At 38.2% G+C, this 22,302-nt stretch carries 17 protein-coding genes; 5 read left to right on the top strand and 12 right to left on the bottom strand.

Going from position 1 to position 22,302, the window contains the following annotated elements; genetic code table 11:
• Window positions 1-20 precede the first annotated feature (20 nt).
• The 4 genes from AL038_RS11335 to AL038_RS11350 form a co-directional block, all read right to left on the bottom strand.
• A complete protein-coding gene (locus tag AL038_RS11335; protein WP_062152898.1) occupies window positions 21-800 on the bottom strand; it encodes a BamJ family beta-barrel-assembly machinery protein in 780 nt (259 codons plus the stop codon).
• Window positions 801-1,165: 365 nt separating this feature from the next.
• Window positions 1,166-1,723, bottom strand: coding sequence for a flavodoxin domain-containing protein (locus tag AL038_RS11340; protein ID WP_062152900.1), 558 nt, complete (start codon window positions 1,721-1,723; stop codon window positions 1,166-1,168).
• A gap of 27 nt (window positions 1,724-1,750) precedes the next feature.
• Window positions 1,751-2,893 (bottom strand): hypothetical protein, encoded by a 1,143-nt coding sequence (locus AL038_RS11345; protein ID WP_062152902.1) that lies wholly within the window; start codon window positions 2,891-2,893, stop codon window positions 1,751-1,753.
• 98 nt (window positions 2,894-2,991) lie between these two features.
• Entirely contained in the window at window positions 2,992-4,686 is a 1,695-nt protein-coding gene (locus AL038_RS11350; protein WP_062152903.1) for an NB-ARC domain-containing protein, read from the bottom strand.
• Between the two features lie 668 nt (window positions 4,687-5,354).
• Here AL038_RS11350 and AL038_RS11355 point away from each other — a divergent pair.
• Together AL038_RS11355 and AL038_RS11360 are read left to right on the top strand one after the other, a co-directional pair.
• On the top strand, window positions 5,355-7,562 hold the full coding sequence (locus AL038_RS11355; protein WP_062152905.1) for a RelA/SpoT family protein: 2,208 nt from the start codon (window positions 5,355-5,357) through the stop codon (window positions 7,560-7,562).
• A 359-nt stretch (window positions 7,563-7,921) separates the two neighbouring features.
• Complete coding sequence (locus AL038_RS11360) at window positions 7,922-8,881, top strand: PDC sensor domain-containing protein (RefSeq protein WP_062152907.1); 960 nt, start codon at window positions 7,922-7,924, stop codon at window positions 8,879-8,881.
• Here the strand turns inward: AL038_RS11360 and cutA are convergent.
• The 6 genes from cutA to AL038_RS11390 form a co-directional block, all read right to left on the bottom strand.
• Window positions 8,864-9,208 (bottom strand): divalent-cation tolerance protein CutA, encoded by a 345-nt coding sequence (gene cutA, locus AL038_RS11365; protein WP_062152909.1) that lies wholly within the window; start codon window positions 9,206-9,208, stop codon window positions 8,864-8,866. The two genes, AL038_RS11360 and cutA, sit on opposite strands and share 18 nt — an antisense overlap.
• Before the next feature lie 165 nt (window positions 9,209-9,373).
• Complete coding sequence (minE, locus tag AL038_RS11370) at window positions 9,374-9,649, bottom strand: cell division topological specificity factor MinE (RefSeq protein WP_201800080.1); 276 nt, start codon at window positions 9,647-9,649, stop codon at window positions 9,374-9,376.
• A 2-nt stretch (window positions 9,650-9,651) separates the two neighbouring features.
• Entirely contained in the window at window positions 9,652-10,461 is an 810-nt protein-coding gene (minD, locus tag AL038_RS11375) for a septum site-determining protein MinD (RefSeq protein ID WP_062152913.1), read from the bottom strand.
• A 128-nt stretch (window positions 10,462-10,589) separates the two neighbouring features.
• Window positions 10,590-11,351: a septum site-determining protein MinC gene (gene minC / locus AL038_RS11380; RefSeq protein WP_062152915.1), complete on the bottom strand. Its 762-nt coding sequence runs from the start codon at window positions 11,349-11,351 to the stop codon at window positions 10,590-10,592.
• Window positions 11,352-11,474: 123 nt separating this feature from the next.
• Window positions 11,475-13,040 (bottom strand): DUF4129 domain-containing protein, encoded by a 1,566-nt coding sequence (locus tag AL038_RS11385; RefSeq protein ID WP_062152917.1) that lies wholly within the window; start codon window positions 13,038-13,040, stop codon window positions 11,475-11,477.
• Window positions 13,030-14,010, bottom strand: coding sequence for a stage II sporulation protein M (locus AL038_RS11390; RefSeq protein ID WP_062152919.1), 981 nt, complete (start codon window positions 14,008-14,010; stop codon window positions 13,030-13,032). The genes AL038_RS11385 and AL038_RS11390 overlap by 11 nt, the downstream gene beginning before the upstream one ends.
• A gap of 37 nt (window positions 14,011-14,047) precedes the next feature.
• Between AL038_RS11390 and nudB the strand changes: the two genes are divergently transcribed.
• Window positions 14,048-14,485 (top strand): dihydroneopterin triphosphate diphosphatase, encoded by a 438-nt coding sequence (gene nudB, locus AL038_RS11395; protein WP_062152921.1) that lies wholly within the window; start codon window positions 14,048-14,050, stop codon window positions 14,483-14,485.
• 205 nt (window positions 14,486-14,690) lie between these two features.
• Here the strand turns inward: nudB and AL038_RS11400 are convergent, their stop codons facing one another.
• A complete protein-coding gene (locus tag AL038_RS11400; protein WP_062152923.1) occupies window positions 14,691-16,712 on the bottom strand; it encodes a hypothetical protein in 2,022 nt (673 codons plus the stop codon).
• Window positions 16,713-16,765: 53 nt separating this feature from the next.
• Window positions 16,766-18,793 (bottom strand): hypothetical protein, encoded by a 2,028-nt coding sequence (locus AL038_RS11405; protein WP_062152925.1) that lies wholly within the window; start codon window positions 18,791-18,793, stop codon window positions 16,766-16,768.
• 79 nt (window positions 18,794-18,872) lie between these two features.
• Between AL038_RS11405 and AL038_RS11410 the strand changes: the two genes are divergently transcribed.
• The gene (locus AL038_RS11410) at window positions 18,873-20,396 is read left to right on the top strand and encodes a DUF2357 domain-containing protein (RefSeq protein ID WP_062152927.1); all 1,524 of its coding nucleotides are present in this window, start codon (window positions 18,873-18,875) and stop codon (window positions 20,394-20,396) included.
• A 108-nt stretch (window positions 20,397-20,504) separates the two neighbouring features.
• Window positions 20,505-22,298, top strand: a complete 1,794-nt coding sequence (locus AL038_RS11415; RefSeq protein ID WP_062152929.1) for an extracellular solute-binding protein — start codon at window positions 20,505-20,507, stop codon at window positions 22,296-22,298.
• The last annotated feature ends 4 nt before the right edge of the window (window positions 22,299-22,302 follow it).

Here is a 22,302-nt window from a genome sequence, read left to right on the forward strand (position 1 = left end):
TAGTTAAACCTATCGCCTACTTATTGTGGTTTAACGCCTTCGCTTTTTTCTTCGACTTTCAATTCAACTTCAGGTTTCGCAGCGGCTGCGTCTTCTTTCTTCTCTTCGCCAACAGACAATAATTCAATTTCAAACAATAATGTAGAATTAGGCTCGATAACTTCACCCATAGCCCGATCACCATAGGCTAATTTAGCGGGAATGAATAATTGCCATTTAGCCCCTTCTTTCATTAATTGTAAGGCTTCTGTCCAGCCAGCAATCACACCATTGACAGGGAATGTTGCAGGTTGACCACGTGTATAAGAGCTATCAAACTCTTTACCATTGATTAACGTCCCTTTGTAATGGGTGGTAACAGTGTCAGTCAACTTAGGGGTTTTACCTGTGCCTTCGGTGATAATTTTGTACTGTAACCCACTGGCTAGTGTCACAACACCTTCTTTTTTCTTGTTCTCTTCTAAGAACTTGTCACCTTCAGCACCGTTTTTGTCGGCAGTTGCTTTACGCTCGGATTCTAATTTCGCCATGCGTTCTTTTTGGAACGTTGTGATGGTTTCCTGCATTTGTTCTTCTGTTAACGCCGCAGTTTTGCCTTCGTAAGCATCGGTCATCCCTTGCATAACGGAATTTAACATGACTTTAAGGTCTTGTTTTTTAATGTTACTACCGACTTGGTGTCCGATGGTGTAGCTTAATTTCTCTTCAGGCGTGCTAGGTGCTTTTTGAGCGTCTTCAGCAAGAACAAGTTGTGTACTTAATAAACTAGCAGTTAAAACGGAAAGATAACGTAATTTCATTGAGCTTCTCTAAAAATGAGGTTTTGGGGATTAATAACGGATTTTATGTCACTATACATTGCGTTGATAACGGGATAATAAGGCATACAACGCTAATGATTGTCATCCTTGATATTTAAATAAAATTGATTATATCAGCAAGTTGTACAGGTGGTCATCTTTGCCTTGTTATATCAGTTTTTATTTATGAATCATAATAATAGGACAGTTAATGAGAACAAGTAATTATAGTGTTCATCAAGAGTGATGTAAATCATTTTAAGCAAAATTAGCGACGATTTTACAAAAATCAAGATTTATTTCTATTTTTCACGGTTTATCTGTATTACATTAAAAAAATTTAACGATTTGGCACATCATTAATATTATTTTTCAGTTTGTAGCGTGCTTACTTCTGCGATATTTGGGACGGATTCTTCTTGTAATAAGCGTTTGGCTAGTTGATCTGCCCATTCTCGCACAAGATGAAAGTTACGAAAGTCGCCATCAGGTAAGCCTGTGATTTTTGCAATAAACCACCAAATGAATTTAAGGCGTTTGTCACGTAGTAGTGCGCCTGCAAATAAACCTATATCAATGGGCTGTAGAATTTGTTTAATGGGGTCTAGGACATGCAATGCTGTTTCACAATTTTCTGGCGTGTTTTCTCGGAGTGTCATACCGACAATAAAATAGGCAACTTTTTTATGTTTAAGTGCTTGTTGCTGAATATTAATAAAACGAATTGCTTCAGGTAGCCATGCCATATCACGAATTGGACTACCGATAATAACAATGTCATAGGTTTGTATGTCTTTAATATCGAGTATAAAACGAACTTCGACATCAGCCTCATGACGAACAAAGACCTCACCAATAGCTTGTGCGATGCCTTGCGTAGAACCTGCTCGGCTAGCATAGGTAATTAAGACTTTCTTTTTCATAATATTAAGATGAGATAATTATTTATTTTAATGATAATAGGGATTAATCCACGTTCGCCGCGATTTTTCGTAAATAAGACTGTATGTCATATTTATGACGGTTTGTAGGTCTAATGTGTCTAAGCGTAGTTTTAGTTCAAATGCATCAATACCTGGGGATAATTCTATAATAGTCGTTTTAATTCGATTTAATTTTTGAGTGGAACTAATAATGAGTTCGTGTGGATTATGTTCACCGTTTTTTAATAATGCTCTGTATTTAGTTTCTAATTTTTCATGTTCTATCAGTTGTAGGTAGTTTTTCACACATCGGTAGAGCGTTTTAATTCCTTCGCGTATCTCTTTAAGTTTTTGCAGTATATTTAAAACGCTAGAGGCTAAAAATAGCACTTTTAATTCGTCGGGTATGCGTTTATCTGCGGGAATATCGCCAACATCATCACCTTCCGTGCCGTCAATGAGCGATTCAGAAATACCAATTACAATAAGCAGTTTGTCATTGAGTAGGCCGATTAGTTTATCACTGACATCATTAATTTGCTCAAAATGCAGTTTTGCGTCCATGTTTTTTGGGTGTGCATTACTTCTTTCTAGGGCGCGAACAATTTCTGCTAGCTGTGGTTCTTCTAGTTTGGCTAGTAGGGCATTGCTGATTTCAATTAACACCAAGTCGTTATTGTAATCGTCTTCGTCCTTATCTTTTGTTTTTAACAAAACTTTAATGACGGGGGTTAAAACGTTAATTCGTGCAATGTTTCGGGTTATTTGTAATACGCTAAAGATAATTTTATCTATATCTTGTGTAAGCCCTGTCAACAATTTGCGTTGTAATGGGGGGATTGTTTTGGTTTGTTCGAGTTTTAAGCGTTTACTGTATTGGTTCAACATGACCATAGATTGATGAATGGCTTTGCAATCTAGTTTGTTCTCCATGTTGATTTCGTAAATACTCGCGGCGGCCAGATTCATGGTGCGTTCTATGCTGAGTAATTTTTGCGACTCTTCATATAAGCGCATGTATTTACGCATGTTCATGTATTCATAAAGACGTTCTTCCAAGCTGTGAAAAATTCGGTCAAAATAATTCAGCATGGAGGTATGAGCGTTATTATTCCGCGCTTTAGGAATAGCTTGCGATTGTTTTTTATTGGTTGATTTGCTATCAGCCATAGCACCCTCAACACCTCTATGGTGTATATAGCTTTAAGTAGCCTTAATAGGCTTTTGTTTTTTTAGACAAGCACCTTCTTCCAACACTATCGTTTTTATTAGCGATTAGGGGGAGGAAGCCAGTCTGGGGACATTTCTTTTGCCTGATTTAACAGGGATTGGATATCTGATGAGGGTTTACCCCAAAGTTGCTCAAGCAATTTGTCCGCCAATTTGCTTTTATCTTTCACTAATATTGGTGCTGAACGTTGCAAAGCTTGTTTTACGGTCGCAATATCTACATCATCTTCCAATAAATCAAAATCTTGGATTACATTATGTAATGAGGTTGCTTGTAGTTTGTTATTAAGCCAATCAAAATCCATGAGCAGGGTTTTTAATTCACGATTTCGCTCGGCGGCTAGCAGATGCAAGCAAAGATATTCAAAGAAATATCCGTCATTTGGTCCTTTAGCCCAACCATGTGGTTGACAATACCGTCGATAAGCGGCCAACAAGTGCGTATGTAACTTGTCTAAATCGGCAAATTCACATAAATAATCATGTTGATAAGGATGTAAGTGGATATTACCTCGCGTGGAGTCGTTATTAAAATAGAGTAACCCTTGCGCCGCTAATTGTTGAATGAAACTATAGGCTGTTTCATCAGGTAAATGATAAAGATAACGCCATAACAAAACGATGGCCGCTTGTGGGATGTTGGTATAGTCTGCAAACATGCCCAGTGTTAAATAATATTCGCCATTATCGCCTAAGGCTTCAATATTAAGATGCAAGGCTTGTGAAAGGGAGGATGCATGGGCTTCAGGAAAATCTAAAACTTTATTTTGAATTTTGCTTAATAAGGCTGTCCAGTCAGGGCTTGACATGGTTTGTGTTAGTTGTGCAACTAGACGCAATGTTGTTGGTGAATATTCACATGCATTGAATAACGATAATAAATCAGCAGGTAATGGTTCTGATAAAGCCTTTCCAGAACAATTAGAAAATAAATCAACTGCTTGTTCTTGGGTTAAAGCATCTAATGCGTAGGTTTGCAAACTAGACATGAAATGTTTTAAATCATCTGCAATTTCTGGGTAACATGAGGTAATAAGTAATTGACAACCTTTGCCTAATCCCGCAAAAGCCATAACATCACGCACATCATAAACATCGTCCAGAATAAACAGACACGAACGCCCTTTACCAATCCCGCGTAATAAAGTTAAGCCTTCCTCTGCACTAATAAATTCAGGTGTCCCAACGGCAGGAATATTAAATGCCCGAATTAATGCGATTTGTTGTCCAACAATATCAGGTTGTGACCCCATATTTAGCCAAAAAATCCCCTCAGAAAAGGCACGCCGTACAGAAATATCATTTGCTAATGCAATAGCTTGTAAGGATTTACCGCTACCACTGGGAGCTAAGAGTAATATAGGGTTTTTTTGTCCGTCAGCACCTTCCGCTAAGGTAGGTTTAACAACTAATTTTGCTTTTAACTCATTAAAGATAGGAGACGATAAAATATAAGAGGGCAATGTAGGAACGGCATAAAGTTTTGCAGGCGCGCCTAATTTTTGCTCACCTTCTGTCTCCACGTTAATAGCTTGTTTTAACGAGGCTAATTTTTTTTGTGCTTCACTCAACTCAATTTGCATATCCTTGATTTTTTCTTGCAAAACTTGTTGTTGAGCTACATTTTTTTCTTGTGCTAATTTTTGTTTTAGCTCATCTAATGCCTCATTTAATAATGTACTATCTTGTTTAAGTAAAGTAATTTCTTGTTCTACGGTAAATTCATTAGTCATTTTTAACTCCTTATCAGCACACGCTATGCTAACGGTTAATCTATGCGAAAACGACATAATGACAGCCTAACGCTAATGTTTTAACGGCGAATGGTGCATGATGTCGGACTAAGTTGCTATTCAACGGCAATAAATAATAGAGAATACTTGAACTTTATTGCTTAGATACTTGATAGGTCTAGCGTATTCTAAAAGTTTTTTTAACATATACCTACAAATAAATATATAAAAATTTATAATAAATTGATTATTCTATGATTAGGATAATATTATGCACCGTTTTTTATCCTGTCTTAACAAATTAATAGCTTGAATTTTAAAACTAACACGCCTCAATAAGTATTTTGTTTATTGCCCTAGTCTAAAATCATGCAGAGAAATGTTGGCATGATTACTGTAATCCATATACTGCTTTTGGTATCATATTGGCATGGTATTGTTAAATACAGTAATTATATGATACTTATCAACTTATTACATAATACAACATGTCATTGAATAACTGGATTCAATAACTTTCAAATAGATATGGCAGGAACAAGCAAATGTATGTCCAACCCTTTTCAATTAATAATCTGCCCTTATTGTTCTATGTAACTTCCTTGTACGTGTGCTATCCCCGTCTGGCTTAATGTTTTCCGTGTTTTTTCCTACACCGAGTTCCAACAATGGTAAGCGTTAAAGACCCACTATTAATGCCCGTAGTGGGCAACACACTAAATGTCAACAGTTGGTTGACCTTAATCATGAAAGGTCGCTCTGCGACTGAACAACAAGCCATCCAACAGGCTTACCAATTTGTCTGCGAAATCTACCAAGATCAAATCCGTCCCTCTGGTGAACCCTACTTAATTCACGTCCTCACCGTTGCAGATATTCTGGCCGATTTAGGGATGGATGCAGATGTTTTGGTTGCAGCGATTCTGCACGAATCACTAGACCAACATATTACCTTAGAAGCCCTACAAAACCGCTTCGGAAAAGTGGTTGCAAATCTATTAGATGGCGTTAATAAAATGCGTTTTATTGACAATCTCATCGAATATCAAAAATTCTCCGAAGAATCGCAAGAAGCTGAAGGCTTGCGAAAAATGTTATTAGCAATGGTCGAAGATGTGCGCGTTGTTCTGATAAAACTCGCTGACCGTTTACACAATATTCGTACTCTCAAACATTTACCCGTTGATGTACAAAAACGTTTTGCGCAAGATACCCTTGATATTTTCGTGCCACTTGCTAACCGTTTAGGCATTTGGCAAATTAAATGGGAATTAGAAGACCTTGCTCTCCGTTATATTCACGCTGACGAATACCAAGAAATCGCACGGAAACTAGACGAAAAACGTGTCGATCGTGAATGCTATATTAACAATATTATCAATATCTTAAAAGAAGAATTGCGCCAGACCGGTGTAACAGGCGAAGTAATGGGTCGTCCTAAGCATATTTATAGTATTTGGCGCAAAATGCAAAAGAAAGGCTTAGATTTTGACAAAATCTATGATATTCGTGCAGTACGTGTTTTAGTGCATAACGTTCATGATTGTTACTTAGTCTTAGGATTAATTCATAGTAAATGGAAACATTTACCTAGCGAGTTTGATGATTATATTAGCAATCCTAAACCCAATAATTATCAATCGTTACACACCGCCGTTTATGGTCCTGAAGATAAAGTGTTTGAAGTACAAATTCGTACAGAAGCAATGCACCATCATGCAGAACTAGGGGTGGCCTCACATTGGCGGTATAAAGAGAATAGTTTAGGCTATGACAAAAGTTTTGAACAAAAAATAGGCTGGTTGCGTAAAGTCCTCAAAATGAAAGATGAGGAAAGCAATGAAGGTGATGGCGATTTTATCGACCAGTTCAAATCCGAAATTTTAGACGACCGCGTTTATGTAATGTCGCCACAAGGTAAAGTTCTAGACCTACCCACAGGTTCAACCCCACTGGATTTTGCCTATCATATTCATACCAGTCTTGGACATCGTTGTCGTGGTTCAAAAGTCAACAACCGCATTGTATCCCTGAATTATGTCCTCAAAAGCGGTGACCAAATTGAAATTCTGACAGGTAAAGATGAACGTCCTAGCCGTGATTGGCTCGTGCCGCATTTTAGCTATTTAAAAACCTCGCGCGCGCGCGCTAAAGTTAAACAATGGCTGAAGAAACAAGATGAACAGCAACATTTACGAGATGGACGCACTTTATTAGAACGAGAATTAAGACGGCTTAATTTACACGAAGTCAATTACGATAAAATTGCTACACGTTTTAAACTGGAGAGCGCGGAACAGCTTATGTTAGCGTTAGGGCGTGGCGATATTACACTGCCGCAAATTGCAAACGCGCTAAATGAACAGGTTTTTCCTAATACCCCTCCTGTTTATCCTGTTACTGCACAACCTCATAAAGCAGAAGGGATTATTATCAAAGGCGTGGAAGGGTTATTGAGTTATACCGCCCGCTGTTGTAACCCTGTGCCTTATGAAGCAATTATTGGATACATTACTAAAGGGCGCGGCGTTGCCATTCACCGTCGTGATTGCCCACATGCGGTTCATTGGCAAGATGAAGAAAATGAACGCCTGATTGAAGTAGCATGGAGCAGAGGCGATGCGCAATATAAACCCGTCTTTCCTGTCGATATTCAAATCCATGCCTATGACCGTACAGGGTTACTACGTGATATTACCGCCATTGCTGCCAATGAAAATATTAATATTATCGCCGTCAATACGATTAGCAATAAAGCAGAACACATGGCAAAAATGCAATTTACATTAGAAGTTAGTAACTTAGAAGAGCTAAGTAATATTCTAGCACGTATCGATACCTTGCCTAATGTGGTTGAAGCCTATCGCAAAATATAGCAAATCAGGATAACCAAAATCTTATCTGCATCAGAATTTTCAACTACTTCAGGACTAATAGAATTAGTCATATACCAATGTTTTGGGTCGTGATAAATAAAAAATTCAAGATGAAAAAAGAAAGCAGGATAACGACTTATTCATCACTACCCAATTTTTTGATGCTGAAAATACTGCAATGCCTGATATAGACCGTCCTGACAGAAGATAACAAATTATTCCTACTTATCTAGCACTCGCATTTGCTAAAGTAGAATCTGGTACAATCCACCTAGACCTTGTAACATGCAAACCCTACTGTTACAAACCTGACGAAGTATTTTTTTTGTCTAACACCATCTATGGGGAGGGTAGTCATCATGTGGATTAAACAGACTATTGGTGAACAACGCAAAGTTCTCACATCCTTGCTTGAACCACCGATGCTGAACTTGTCCAAACTGTGTGTCTCCACGTGGACAGATGTGAATGCATTGGACCAATTACTCAACAGTCAATTTACGACTGTCCCACACTGTCATCTGATTTACGTCATCGACAAAATGGGAAAACAAATTAGCTCCAATGTACGCGCCAATCAACAGATTGACATGGATTTTCGCGGGCAAGACCTCTCCCGCCGTCCTTACTCTGTGAGCTTATACCCTAAACGGCATTTCATGTTATCTTCCGTTTATATCAGCAATACCACCGGTCGCCCCTGCATCAGTGCCGTACAACCCATTATTGATGAACAACAATTTTTAGGATTTCTTGTTGCTGATTTTGACATTGCAGAAATTCCCGTTTCAATGGCATCTTCTCAAACAGCCCCGCTTGTACCCAAAGAAATTCGTACCCCCTCCCTAACAAACCAAACCACACGCTTGATACAACCACGTATCAACAGCCCCCTAGACCAACATATTCATGAAATAAACGAAGTATTAGAACGACTGATTAAACAATACGGTATATTCCACTGCACCCTGCATTATTCCAGCGCGCAAGTAATGCTTTGGCATGTCTATGACCCTTACCAATACCGCCTATTTACCATAGAACAATTATTTGATTCAGAAACTATTATGAATTACCCCCACAGTCCCTATCCACCACAAGCAGTCTTACCACAAAAAAATGTGCGCGCAGTGCTAGACCAATTTCGCACCCTACGATTAGCGGACGAACGGATTTACTTACGCTCAGGCTCACTGAATATTATGAATGGGATGGTAGGCTTAAGCTTCTCTACAGAAGGCTCACAATACCTGCCTGTAGATGTATTTTTAAGCAAAGATTTATCTTTTTGGTTTGGGCAATCAGTTGTTAATGAATGATAACGGTTGTGTTACCTCATTAATCCACTGCAAATAACTTGGCAATCCAGCAACCACAGGAATCATTATTAACTCAGGAATTTCATAAGGATGTAATGCTTGTAACACCTGTTCAATTTGTGCATATAACAAACGACGGGTTTTCATCATTAACAAAACCTCCATCTCTTGCTGTACTGTACCCTCCCACAAATAAACTGACTGCAACGCGGGTAAGATACTAACACAAGCAACTAGATGTTCTTCAACCAATGTTTTTGCAATTGTTTGGGCAATGTCAAGTGAAGGGCAAGTATTTAGCAATACCACATGTTCAATCGTTTCCATCTTGTTTCTCCTAATACGCCGAATTTGATACATCATCGCGCTTTAATCATACCGCTAGTGAAGAACTAAGTGGAATATACAAAAACTAAACAACATAAAAGCCAACTTAAAAATATCCATGCAAATGCAACGGCTTAAACCGTTGCATCAATAAGCGATGGTCACTTAACGTAATTGACGACCTTCACCCTCAGGCAATGCAATATTGACCTCCAACACCTCAAAATCGCCATTTTTTTCAATATTGATTTTGATGCTCTCATCCTCAACCAACACATACTTACGTACAACTTCTAAAATTTCTCGTTGTAATAGCGGTAAATAGTCGACATTAGGCGTACTACGTCGTCCCCGCTCATGTGCCACAATAATCTGCAAGCGTTCTTTTGCCAGTGCCGCTGTATTCTTGCGCGAAGCACGAAAATAATCGAACACACTCATAATCAATTTCCAAATAAACGGGTTAAAAAGCCTTTTTTATCTGTTTTTAAAAAGCGGTGCGGACGTTCCTCACCTAAAAAACGTGCAACAACATCAAGATAGGCTTGTCCCGCATCACTGTTACCATCTAAAGTAACGGGAATGCCTGCATTCGAGGCTTGCAGTACCGTTTGTGACTCAGGAATCACACCAAGCAACGGAATAGCAAGAATTTCTTGCACATCTTCCGCACTTAACATATCACCACTAATAACCCGTTTAGGTGAATAACGAGTAACCAGTAGATGCTCTTTAATTGGCGTAAGGTTTTGAATAGAACGACGGGTTTTACTGGCTAACATACCAATAATACGGTCAGAATCTCGCACAGAAGACACTTCAGGATTCGTAACAATAATGGCCTCATCCGCAAAATACATCGCCATGATTGCCCCATGCTCAATCCCTGCGGGAGAATCACACACAATATATTCAAATCGTTGTGAGAGTTCACCAAGAATACGTTCTACACCACTCATCGTCAGTGCATCTTTATCACGGGTTTGTGAAGCAGGCAAAATATAAAGACTTTCAATACGTTTATCTTTAATCAGGGCTTGATTGAGTGACCCTTCTCCGTTGATAACATTAACAAAGTCATAAACAACACGACGTTCACAGCCCATGATTAAATCTAGGTTACGTAACCCAACGTCGAAATCAATGACCACTGTTTGATGCCCACGCAGGGCCAACCCTGTCGCAAAGGCGGCACTCGTCGTTGTTTTACCAACTCCGCCTTTACCAGAGGCGACAACCACAATCTTAGCCAAACGACTTCTCCTCAAAATTGTTATGAATAACTATCCCGTAGTGTAGATAACATTAGCATACGTCTATGGGGAAATTATGGCGTGAATTTCTGCATTCGTCATTTAAATCTGTATTAGTACACAAGTTATTAAGGTAGATTCTTACTAAAAATATCTAATACATGAATTTTCAATTTATCATTTTCCAAATAAATCTGAGCTGGTTTACCCCGAACATGCTCTTTAAGCTCTTCATTTATTTGATAATGACCTGCTACAGAAACGAGTTCTGCATCTAAATGTTGGCAGAAAATACGTGCATCCGTATCACCATTAACCCCCGCTAACGCCCGTCCACGTAACGCGCCATAAACGTGAATATGCCGTTGAGCAAGAATTTCTGCACCGGGACTCACGGTTGCTAAAACAATCAAATCCCCTTGTGGTGCAACAACTTGTTGCCCTGAACGAATAGGCTGTGTGACCACCTTAAAAGGTACTTTAGGCATAGGTGGCGGGCTTAAATTAGCCGGTGCAACAACGGTTAAAGGCTCGCGCTTTGGTCTAATTGCTCGCTGACTCTCTGGCAAAACACCCAATGATAACTGAAGTGCAACCTCGTGATATTGCAAAACGCCACCACGCACAGCAACAGGTACAAGTCCCTGTTGACGCAACAACAAAATTAACTCTTTAAGATTTAATAAGGTATCATCTTCATGATTAAGGGTACTCAAATCTACAATAACGGGTGCGTTTTGAAAAAAACTAGGGGCTTGAGATACTTTATCGATTAATTGTTCAGTAATCCGTACCTGATTTGTATCTAATAAACGCAGAACCATCACGGTTAATAAGTTGCCCTTAAGTTCAATAGCAGGGCTTTGTGTTTCGGATGAGTTGCTGAACATGCCTAAGTTACCGTAATTAGTAATTATTTACGCGGTTTGTGGTCGCATATTGTAATAAGAAGTTAAACCGTTTGTTAAGCCTATATCTTGAGAAAAAACCTGTTTCCTGTGCAGAATACAATGTTATTGATGAATTGTATTTGGTTTTATCGCCTGTATTTTAACCATCTTTTCTACATTAAAAAAATTCTGCCACTCATGGCAAAGCGTTTGCACCGTCGATGTTGCAGGTATTTCTTGCGCGTAAGCGATGGTTTGCCACGTTCGGGTTAAAGTTAAAAAATATGCTGTCAATTCTGACACAGCATATTGTCGCACAACCCGCAAACACTCCCCCTCTGTTGCACTATCATATAACGCCAACTGATACTGCTGACACAACCGTCTAACCGTTCCACGATAGAGCAAACTGACCGCTTCGTGCTGCTTTCCCTGTTGCCACAACTGCCATGCAACATCTGCAATATCATCAGGTAATTCTATCGTTTCTACTAACGGTTGGTGCAAAGTATGAAGGTTTACCGCCCGCTTTTTACGACGACTATTTTCAAAAAAAGACTGCTTTTTTAACCAATCAACAATACTTAACACAATAACTGCAAGAGCAATGCCGACGCATCCCCACAAAAGATAACGAATAATTTCAGAAAGACTAATGCTTAAATCAAAATTTATATATTTATCAACAGTATCACCAGAAGGAGGCACGACTTTTGTCGTACGTTCCCAAGCATAGAATTCCTCTACCGTTTGAAATTCTGGTGCAGTAAATACCTCATTAATAACCCGTTTTGTGTGCAACTTATCAACATCAATTTTTACCGAAACAGCCGTGTCACCATCCGCATAACTCACAACAGGATAAGCACCAAACAACACACAACCCAAAACCAATAACAAAAGCATTACTGGCAAATGCGTTACATGGGCTAAACGACTTGCAATCCGATGAAACATCAACTCAATATCCCACGCCTCCAACTGCGTGCGCCGATTTAAATATAACGTAAATCCAGCCACCACATACAACGGCTCTATAATACTAATTGCCAATAAATAACTGGAAAATTTCAGGCTAAAAAACCACAAAGAATCAGACTGGTCATCAAACGCAAATAGTTTTAACACCAAAGAATCACTAGTTGGAAACAACATGCTGACTAACACAAACGGCGCAAGATAAAAAATCCATTCAAAATGCACACAAACAAAAATAAGCCAAGTCGCACGAGCCGATGTTTTTTGCCCACCCAACAAAGCACCCCGTTTTCTCGCCTCCTTACCGCGCAATCCTTCCAACTGCCACACAGGCAATTTTAACGCTCGATACACACTAAAACGGTTTAAAAACAATAAATAAATAACCAAGCGTACTTTTAAAATAGATTTAATCTCTCGCAATGCCTGCCAAACCGTTGGATATTCACCAAACACTGCCCGACTAAAAAAATACAAAATAAACGGGTCATACAACGGCTTTAACCACCAAATCAACAAAGTAGCAACCCATAAATACGACGGTAACAACCAATAAACCAACCCATAAACAGCCAACGAAATCGGCAAAAAAATTGCAAACCAAAGCGGATAAAAACGTAACGCATTCTGACGAACCAAACTAAAACCCAAATCAATCGCTTCCCACTGATTACGCAAGCGAATAACCGTTGTAACGCGCTCAACTTGCATGATGTCGACCCACTAAAGAAAAATAAGCAATCACCACACCCCACAAAAACACCCCAACACCATACTTAAGCAACGGGTCTAACAAATTAAGCGACGACCAAAACGCCTCCACAAAAGCCGCCAATAACAACATTCCTCCCGCCCCATACATCAAGCGCACACTCACCGCTGCCGCCCGTTTCAACGCCTGCAAACGACTATACCGTTGCGGTGCTAATAACGAAAACCCCAACTTAAGCCCTGCCCCACCTGACAACGCGATGGCCGTTAATTCTAAAGCACTATGCCCTGCAACAAAGGAAAAAAACGTAACCGTATAACCAATATTAATTAAATGTCCCGTCACTACCCCAAAAAACACCCCATTAAACACCAACGGAACAATAGAACCAATCCCAAAAAAAATCCCACTGGCAAATGTTTTAAAACCTATTCCTATATTATTCCAAATATAAAATGCAAACATCGCAAAACTACCCTCAGCATTTCGCTCGCTCCCCAATCGCTCGGCCTGCGGGTCATACATCCACTCCATTTGCAACACCTGCTCAGGGCTTAACACATAATAAACAAACTCCGGTCGCCAAATCGTTAATAAAGTGACTAATAACATAAATCCAAATAATAAAATAATACCCATCCAAACAAAACGATATTCTTGACGCACCAAACACGGAAAATCACGCCCAACAAACTGCATCAACTCACTCAAAAAATGTCCCCGACTACTATATAGTTGCTGATGTCCGCGCAACACCAAACTATTCAACCGCTCAATTAAATACGGCGTGTAATGCCGGTCTTTCGCCAACGCTAAATGATGACAAACTTCACGATATTGCTTAGGAAAATCAATATGCACAGGCTGCGCAAGTTTTCCACTTTTAAACCATTTTTCATGCTTATCTAAATCAGCCTCTAACTGTTGCCATAAAGCCTCATGACACTGCTCAAATTGATATTGTTTCATAATCAATTACTTTCATTTTTATTAATCGAGAGAAGACATGTTTTATAAGCGTCCTGAATCCATCTTACTGGTTATACACACAATTGCAGGAAAAGTTTTACTTTTAGAACGTGCAGACATTGCCCACTTCTGGCAATCCGTCACGGGCAGTTTACAAGCTGATGAAATACCAATACAAACCGCACAACGCGAACTTGCTGAAGAAACAGGCTTACACGTTGACATCGCTCAACTACACAACTGTCACCACACCAACCGCTACCCCATTATCCCCCCATGGCGTAGCCGTTACGCCCCGACAGACACCCACAATATAGAACATGTCTTTACCCTTTGTTTAACCAAAACTTGTCCAATTCAACTCAATCCACAAGAACACCTTACTTACGGCTGGTTCACCCGCGACCAAGCCCTACAAAAAGTCAGCTCATCAACCAATCGATTAGCAATAGAACAACGGGTTAAGATTACATAAACATAAAAAAGACTGCTAATTCTAAAATAACGCACCGAATGCTAAAAACTTAACTTTCTTAATTTTAAACCGCATCATCCTCATAGGCGCGTAGCTTTAAGACAAATAAGGTGAAAATGCACAACTACGATTGAAAACGATTTGCTATTCCTCACAGAAATTAACCAGACATCAAACAGGGACGATTTAACGCGTCCCACTCGCACTAATTCTGCTCCCACACCACCCAACCCGCCTGCTCACCCACCAAATGATACTGATTGACCAGTAAGCGCGTGACAGATTGATAAAAAACCGCATAATCACTGGCTAATGGCATCTCTGTTTTTTCCAAAAAATGCTGCTCATAATCAGATAAAGCATCAAATACAATGCGTTTTGGATGATATACCAAAATATACGAATTTAACTGCTGATGTCCTTCTTCCCCCGTCACAACAGCGTACACATTAGAATAAGGCAATGGCATATATTGCTTTGATAAAATAGATATAAAACCATTATATAAAGAAAGGGTTAATACCTTCTCTGTCTGTTGCCGTAAAAAATGGGCTTTCATCTCTAAAATAGGGGTTAACGCTTTTGGTAATAAAATCCCGCCTAACGGCAAGGTGTTTTTCTCTGCTTGAATATTGAGCAATAGCGAATTATTGTGTAATACCAGTGTTACCAAACAATTTAAGCTAATAAAGGGAATAAAAATAAAACTTAACAATGCAATGTGTGGGCGACTGAATAGAAAAAACGCCCCTTTTTTCCGAAAACGTCGTATAAAGCGCAAATTAAAAAAATCAGCGATTAAAAACGTATATAAAAACAAATAACCCAATAAACCTGCTGGGTAGGGACGATTTATATAATAAGCAAACCAAATTAATAAAATAACTGCAATCGCTAATTTATGGCTGTCCCTAACACTAAGAGAAGCATACGACCAGCACAAGCTTAAGCGTGCAACTGTCCATAAACTATGAAAACCAATGGTAAACATAACAATATCAAAATACAGCGGTAGCCCAATATAACCATTTTGTGCAGCACCAACACTGCTCCCTAAAAAATCCCAGAGATTTGCTGGAATGGGATAATAATTAAAAATCACAAAGAAAATGCCGATAAAACTAACAATGGCAAGTAATAAACTGCTTATAAACAAGCTAATAATAATGAATAAATAATAAATTGGTTTTGCTGGCAACCGAGAGAGAAAAAACACGATATAACCGACAACAATACAAATAGCTGTTTCAGGATTAAGCAAAATCAAATAACCTGAGACAAAACCCAGTAATAAAGCGGTGCGTGATAAAGAAAATGTGCGACTCAGTAGAAGAAAAAAAATAGCGATGGGAAAATCTAAATACCTTAACCCACTGAGATTTGGGAAAAGAATGTGCGCTGCAATATTATTTGTGCTGAGATGATAGCAAGCAACAAATAAAACGGTAAACAGAAGAAAAATAAAATTATTTGGTTTCCAAAGATAAAAATTAATCAACGCCAATGCAAGAAACAATAACTGTGAAAATTGCACAATCTTAATATATTGTCCAAAATCAAAAAAATACCCCATATCATATTGTATAGCAGCAAGAAAACTAGGAATTAAAATACCATAGTAGTTTTTAACAGTTTCAAATAAAATTTGTCCCGATGCAAGACGACTACTATCACCTAAAAAAACGCTCTCGTAATGTGGTAAAGAATAAACAAGGTCTATAACCGTAGGATAAGTAGGTGTATAAAACATACCCAAGACAACAAAGAAAAAAATAAATAGACTAATAATCCCTATTTGACCTAAATAAGTTATTTTTGCCTGAATAAGGCGAATAAACATAAAAATAAATAACCCACTTCCAATAACTGCCCCAGTAATAAACAGCAGTGGTGTTGTCCCCAGTAATAAACTGGGGATGCCTGTAATCGCAATAAAAACCCCTAGTAGTGTTGGATTATTAACGTTATGAACGAATAAATGCAGGATTTGACAAATACGGGCAGAACGCAATAATACCATACCTAATAAACTGCTTAATAATAAAGTGATTAAGGCTATTTGGTGCGCGAAACGTTGTCCAGAACTGTCAAATAAAGTACTTGCTGTTTGACGCATAAAATCAATTTTTTCAATAGGTTGAGTTGTATTAAATACCAAAACAATACCGCTAATCAGTAAAGTAACAAATACAATAAGGTAGGCAAGCACTTGAATGTTTTTTTTCATAAGGTGACATAATCCATGTTATAGTAAGGTTATTATAACGCGTCCCACTCGCACTAATTCTGCTCCCACACCACCCAACCCGCCTGCTCACCCACCAAATGATACTGATTGACCAGTAAGCGCGTGACAGATTGATAAAAAACCGCATAATCACTGGCGAATGGCATCTCTGTTTTTTCCAAAACGTGCTGTTCATAATCAGATAAAGCATCAAATACAATGCGTTTTGGATGATATGCCAAAATATACGAACTTAACTGCTGATGCTCTTTTTCCCCCTTCACAACAGTGTCCACATTAGAATAAGGCAATGGCATATATTGCTTTGATAAAATAGATATAAAACCATTATATAAAGAAAGGGTTAATACCTTCTCTGTCTGTTGCCGTAAAAAATGGGCTTTCATCTCTAAAATAGGGGTTAACGCTTTTGGTAATAAAATCCCGCCCAACGGCGAGGTATTTTCCTCTGCTTGAATGTTGGACAATAGCGAACGTTTGTGTAATGCCAGCGTTGTCACACAATTCACGCTAATAAAAGGAATAAAAATAAAACTTAACAATGCAATGTGTGGGCGACTGAATAGGAAAAACGCCCCTTTTTTCCGAAAACGTTGTATAAAGCGCAAATTAAAAAAATCGGCGACTAAAAACGTATATAAAAACAAATAACCCAATAAACCTAATGGGTCAGGACGATTCATATAATAAGCAAACCAAACTAACAAAATAACTGCAATCGCTAATTTATGGCTATCTCTAACACTAAAAAAAGCGTACGACCAACGCAAGCTTAAACGTGCAACTGTCCATAAACTATGAAAGCCAATGGTAAACATAACAATATCAAAATACAGTGGTAGCCCAATATAACCATTTTGCGCGGCATCAACACTGATTCCTAAAAAATCCCAGAGATTTGCTGGAATGGGATAATAATTAAAAATCACAAAGAAAATGCCGATAAAACTAATAATGGCAAGTAATAAACTGCTTATAAACAAGCTAACAATAATGAATAAATAATAAATTGGTTTTGCTGGCAAACGAGAGAGAAAAAACACGATATAACCGACAACAATACAAATAGCTGTTTCAGGATTAAGCAAAATCAAATAACCTGAGACAAAACCCAGTAATAAAGCGGTGCGTGATAAAGAAAATGTACGACTCAGTAGAAGAAAAAGAATAGCAATGGGAAAACCTAAATACCTTAACCCACTGTGATTTGGGAAAATAATGTGCATTGCAATATTATTTGTGCTGAGATGATAGCAAGCAACAAATAAAACGGTAAACAGAAGAAAAATAAAATTATTTGGTTTCCAAAGATAAAAATTAATCAACGCCAATGCAAGAAACAATAACTGTGAAAATTGCACAATCTTAATATATTGTCCAAAATCAAAAAAATACCCCATATCATATTGTATAGCAGCAAGAAAACTAGGAACTAAAATACCATAGTAGTTTTTAACGGTTTCAAATAAAATTTGCCCCGATGCAAGACGACTACTATCACCTAAAAAAATGACCTCGTAATGTGATAAAGAATAAACAAAGTCTATAACTGTAGGATAAGTAGGTGTATAAAACATACCCAAGACAACAAAGAAAAAAATAAATAGACTAATAATCCCTATTTGACCTAAATAAGTTATTTTTGCCTGAATAAGGCGAGTAAACATAAAAACGAATAACCCACTCCCAACAACTGCCCCAATGATGATAAATAGAGGTAGTGTTGTTGTCCTCAGTAATAAACTGGGGATGCATGCAATCGCAATAAAAACCCCCAGTAGTGTTGGATTATTAACGTTATGAGCGAATAAATGCAGGATTTGACAAATACGGGCAGAACGCAATAATACCATACCTAATAAACTGCTTAATAATAAAGTAATTAAGGCTATTTGGTGCGCGAAACGTTGTCCAGAACTATCAAATACAGCACTTGCTATTTGACGCATAAAACTAATTTTTTCAATAGGTTGAGTTGTATTAAATACCAAAACAATACCGCTAATCAGTAAAGTAACAAATACAATAAGGTAGGCAAGCACTTGAATGTTTTTTTTCATAAGGTGACATAATCCATGTTATTTAACGCGTTTTTTAAAATGTTACCACAGTCTAACTCAATATTTTCAATAAAAAATCATGTGTGATACCCCCCCGCTTTTTTATACTGAACAAGGCGATTTATTGGATGCACCACTCGAATGGTCACCATGTTTACTTGTATTAGCAACGGCATTAGACGATACGACAGTGGTCACTTTACAAGGAAAAAGGCTGGAACTACAAAAAAGACGCATACAAGGGACGTGGCGATTGGTTGCATCTTTACCCCGTTTGGGCGTGGGCGGGTATCATTTGGGATTGAACGGACAGATATATGTCTTTACAGTACAATCATCTAAATTAAATCCTAATGAAATTGAACAGTTATTAATTGATTTGCACTATCATTTACCCGCCAGTATTGCCCTGAGTTTACAACGTGCAAATGTGTTAGTGGGTGGAAAAGTTATTGAGGCAACACAACTCACTATTACCAGTGAAATAAATCGGTTACGTAATGCAATCAAAGGTACAAGTGCGTATCGTGGTTTATGCGATTTATTGCCCGCCTTACAACATGCCCCTCATCAGCATATTTGTACAGAAAATCAGTGGCAAACGGCGCAATCTGCCCGCCGTCCGCATCCTGCACAACTCATCTATGCCTTACAAGCACATAATTTAGATGCACAACAATCCATTAAACGGGTGTTAGACCAACGCAGTGAACTAACTGTAGATGTGTATGAAAATCAGTTAGTCAAAACCTATTTACATCAAGTCCGTCAAGCCTTATGTCGGTTACGTGGTATAGCCCGTTGTCGTGTAGAAGTGGACGCTTTGTGGCAAGCCTTGTTATATGCGGAACATCAAGCACCATTTTTGCAGTCCGTGCGTTTACTTACGCATCTACCACAACGGGAAACAACGGTTTTTCAGCATGTACCATTATATCAAGCTGTAATGTTAAATTATAAATTATTTCAAGAAAATATAAGCATAAATTTATATAATAAATCTTTAGAATTACCTTTAGAAAATTTACCCGTTTTATATCAATTATGGGGAACATTGCAAATATTGCAGGCATTATTAACAGTAGGAGAAAGTGAAGGATATCAGGTTATTAAACAAGCGTTATGCGTACCTGATAAATTAGGATGGTTAGTGAATATTTTACCCAATGGTAAACCTGCGTTAGTGTTACAACATCCCATACATCACACAACAGTTAGTTTTATCCCCGAACGCACTTATCAACAATTGGGTGCAGGTTTTCAGCAACGCCCTGATATTGCCATAGAAATAGAAAATTCGGTGGGTGAGTTACAAGTATATTTATTTGACCCTAAATATAAATTAGACAGTCATCAAGATAAACCACAAAAAGTAGATATTGATAAAATGCACGCTTATCGTGATGCCATTCGCCAGCGGGGAAAACATGTAGTCCGTTATGCAGCGATTTTATACCCCGCAACCACTCAACAATTTACCGCAGAGATAGCGGCATTCATGGCGATACCCAGTCAAGCAGAAGCCTTGCAAACACAGGTACAAACCTGTTTACGGCAGGCGTTAAAAATACCGTTAATCGCTGATAATAATCATAACGTGTAAAATAGTCATAAAAAAGGTGTCTGCGTCAAAAAAACGCTTTATTCTGGGGAATATATTTACACTATCCACGACCTATCCGACACGCACTAACAATAAGGATTCTCACAAATGCGTATCAGTTACTTTTTTTTCTTACTTTGCTGTTTTTATGGACAAACTGCACTCTCAGCCTCCTCTGCTGCATTAGGTTATACACCAAAATATCCAGCCGATTTTAAAAACTTTGATTATGTGAATCCAAATGCACCAAAACAAGGGGATATTATCATTTCGGGTTTTGGTACGTTTAATAGCCTAAATCCCTTTTTACTCAAAGGGATTGAAGCACTGGGAACGACACAGTTATTATTTGATACGTTAATGGTAAAAAGTGAAGATGAACCCTATAGTGTTTATAGTTTATTGGCTAAAGACATGCAGTTATCTGCGGACAAATTATCTGTTACGTTCCATCTTAATCCTGATGCCCGTTTTAGCGATGGGTCGGCGGTAACAGCAGAAGATGTGAAGTTTTCTTTTGAAACCTTAAAAAGTGATAAAGCCCATCCACGATATCGGATTTTTTGGAGTGACATTGTTAAAGCAGATGTTATTGATAAATTAACGGTTAAATTCAGTTTTTCAAAAGAAAACCCAGAATTACATTTAATTGTCGCATATATGATTCCTATTTTCTCAAAAAAGGCGGTTGGTGATCAGCATTTTGACACCCTTGTTACTAGCCCTTTACTCGGAAGTGGTGCTTATACGGTTGCGGATTTTCAAGTGGGGAATTTTATTGTTTATAAAAGGAATCCAAACTATTGGGCAAAAGAGCTAAACACACGGCGTGGTATGTTCAATATGGACACCATTACCGTAAAGTATTATAAAGATTTAAGTATTGCTATGGAGGCATTTAAGGCAAAAGAATTTGATTTTATTGCTGTTTATAACTCAAAAGAATGGGCGAGAAGTTATGTTGGTAAGCCTTTTGATGATGGAGACATTCTTAAAGAGGAATTGCCACATAGTAATAATGCAGGTATGCAGGGATTTGTCTTTAATTTGCGTAAACCCGTTTTTCAAGACCAGCGTGTTCGTCAAGCCATTAATTTAGCGTTTGATTTTGAGTGGGAAAATACAAATTTATTTTTTAATCAGTATGAACGTTGTTATAGTTATTTTACCAATAGTGAACTGGCTGCCCCACAAGCCCTGCCAACAGATGCCGAGTTAGCCTTGTTACAAACATTACAAGCGCAGTATCCAAAAGATTTTCCTAATAATGTGTTAACGCATGTTTGGCAAAATGTAAATACCACACCGCCCAATTCATTACGAAATAATTTACAACAGGCCAGTCAGTTATTAACAGAAGCGGGTTGGATATTAAAAGAAGGTATCTTACAAAAAGAAGGGTTACGTTTAGAATTTGAATTTTTAGTCGTACAAGATGGATTTGATAGAATTTTTACCCCATTTGCCAGAAACTTAGAACGCTTAGGGATAAAACCAGTTTATCGCAAAGTTGATTTAGCCGTTTATCAACAGTTGGTGGAAACCTTTAGTTATGACATGATTGTAACCATTTTTCCGCAAAGCCAATCACCGGGTAATGAATTAATGAATTTATGGCATTCTAGTTCGGCTGATAAAAATGGTACAAATAACTGGATAGGGCTAAAAAATCCTGTGGTTGATGCCTTGTTATATAAAATTATCTACGCGCCAGACCGTGCTGAATTGGTAACAGCAACTCATGCGTTAGACCGTGTTTTATTGCAAGGTGATTATGTTTTACCCAATTGGTACACCAATGTTCATCGGGTGGCGTATTGGAATAAGTTTGGTAAACCAGAAAAACCTCCTTTGTATTATCAAGTGTCTGACTGGATGTTAGCTACATGGTGGGTAAAATAACAAG

Origin of the sequence: Beggiatoa leptomitoformis, from assembly GCF_001305575.3 — a bacterium.
GTDB classification, from domain to species: Bacteria; Pseudomonadota; Gammaproteobacteria; order Beggiatoales; family Beggiatoaceae; genus Beggiatoa; species Beggiatoa leptomitoformis.